Annotated in this window: 4 protein-coding genes; 3 read left to right on the forward strand and 1 reads right to left on the reverse strand. The window is 72.1% G+C overall.

Going from position 1 to position 1650, the window contains the following annotated elements; genetic code table 11:
- Positions 1-128: 128 nt before the first annotated feature.
- Positions 129-506: an ATP-binding protein gene (locus tag ACFV4N_RS43515; RefSeq protein ID WP_499678559.1), complete on the reverse strand. Its 378-nt coding sequence runs from the start codon at positions 504-506 to the stop codon at positions 129-131.
- 237 nt (positions 507-743) lie between these two features.
- On the opposite strand from ACFV4N_RS43515, the gene ACFV4N_RS43520 reads away from it, so the two are divergent.
- The 3 genes from ACFV4N_RS43520 to ACFV4N_RS43530 form a co-directional block, all read left to right on the forward strand.
- On the forward strand, positions 744-1031 hold the full coding sequence (locus tag ACFV4N_RS43520; RefSeq protein WP_499678560.1) for an iron-sulfur cluster biosynthesis protein: 288 nt from the start codon (positions 744-746) through the stop codon (positions 1029-1031).
- A gap of 11 nt (positions 1032-1042) precedes the next feature.
- Positions 1043-1324: an iron-sulfur cluster biosynthesis protein gene (locus ACFV4N_RS43525; RefSeq protein ID WP_499678561.1), complete on the forward strand. Its 282-nt coding sequence runs from the start codon at positions 1043-1045 to the stop codon at positions 1322-1324.
- A 101-nt stretch (positions 1325-1425) separates the two neighbouring features.
- Positions 1426-1650: response regulator (locus ACFV4N_RS43530; RefSeq protein WP_499678562.1), on the forward strand; the 225-nt coding region annotated here is incomplete at its 3' end.

Here is a 1650-nt window from a genome sequence, read left to right on the forward strand (position 1 = left end):
AGCGGACCCCGGACCCCGGGCACCGGGCACCGGGCACGTGCGAGGATCGTTTCCCCGTCCCTCTCACACGGGAGGGTCATGATCACTGAAGTCTTCAGTCGGTTCCAGCACCCTGTGCCGCCGCCCGATCAGTCCTGGTCCAACAAGATCTCAGCCCACGTCGTCGTGGTGTCGCCCCGCTCCAGCGCACCCCACTGCTCGCTCAGCCCCTCGACCAGCAGCAGGCCCGACCGCCGCTGCCACACCGGTGACGCGCGCGCGACCCGGTTGTCCACGCTGACGGTGAGCACGTCGTGCGGGCGGTCCAGGACGAGTTCGATGACGTAGGGCGGCGCGCCGTGCAGGCGCGCGTTGTCGTAGAGCTCCCCGACCACGACGCCGACGAGCACCACGTCCGCGCGCGGCCACCCGTCCAGGCAGTGGCGCAGCCAGAACGCGATGTCGCCGAGGGGTGAGCCGTCGTCGGGCAGCACCAGCACGGCCTTGTCGTCGTCACCGTCGTTCACCGTTCACCTCCCGGGTGCTCGGGGTGCTGCGGCGTCGCGCGGGTGGGGTTCGGCGGGAACACCCCTCAGCGTCCCACCGCTCACCCCGGGTGCACCTGACGAGAACCTTGCGATCAGGGGTCCACCGAGCCGATCCTGACGATCTCCTTGCGGTGCAACGCCGACGCGTCCGAACACCTCGACGGGCACCTAGCCTCTGCGGTGACCGGTACCCCCGAACGACGGAGGAGATCGACGGTGCTCGACATCGACACCACGGCCGCCGAGGCCATCGACGAACTGACCGCCGCCACCGGGGTGGGTAGGCAGGGCGGGTTGCGGATCACCTGGACAGACCGGTCGGGCGACCGCGACTTCGACTTGTCGATCCAGCCGCACCCCGAGGTCGACGACGTGGTGGTCGTGCACGGCGACACCCGCGTGTTCCTGGACCCGCGCGCCGCGCGGGCGTTGTCGGACAAGGTGCTCGACGTGCGCCGCCGCCACGCGGGCCGCGTCCACTTCGGCGTCTACCCCCAGTCGTGAGAGGAGCGCGCGTGCTGGACATCACCCACGCGGCCGGCGCGGTGATCGGCGACCTGGCCCGCGACGCGAGCGGGGGCGGCCTGCGGATCGGCTGGTCGGAGCGGGACGGGGTGCGGGCGATCACCCTGGCCGTCGCCGCCCACCCCGTTGCGCGGGACGAGGTGGTCGCGGTGCCGACCGGCGGCAGGGTCTTCGTGGCGCCGGGTGCGGCGGGCTACTTGCGTGACAAGCTGCTCGACGTGCGCATGGACGTCGACGGGCGGTTCCGCTTCGCGATCAACCCCAGGCACTGACCGCGGTGCGCGGGGCGACGGAGTTCGCGACCGGCTCGCACCCAGGAGGCGGGGAGGGCTGCCGTGCGGCGGTCACGGCGCCCCGACCCGAGAATCGAACCATGACGCTCTCCGTGCTGCTGGTCGAGGACGACGAGCACATCAGGCAGGCGCTCGGGCTCGCGCTCGACGACGAGGGTTTCGCCGTCACCGATGCCGTGTCGGGCGAGGAGGCGCTGGAGCTGCTGGGGACCGCGGTGTTCGACGTGGTGCTGCTGGACCTGATGCTGCCCGGCGTGGACGGCCTGGAGGTCTGCCGCACCCTGCGCGCCCGCGGCGACCTGCCC

Source organism: Actinosynnema sp. NPDC059797 (assembly GCF_042732085.1).
In the GTDB taxonomy this organism is placed as follows: Bacteria; Actinomycetota; Actinomycetes; order Mycobacteriales; family Pseudonocardiaceae; genus Actinosynnema.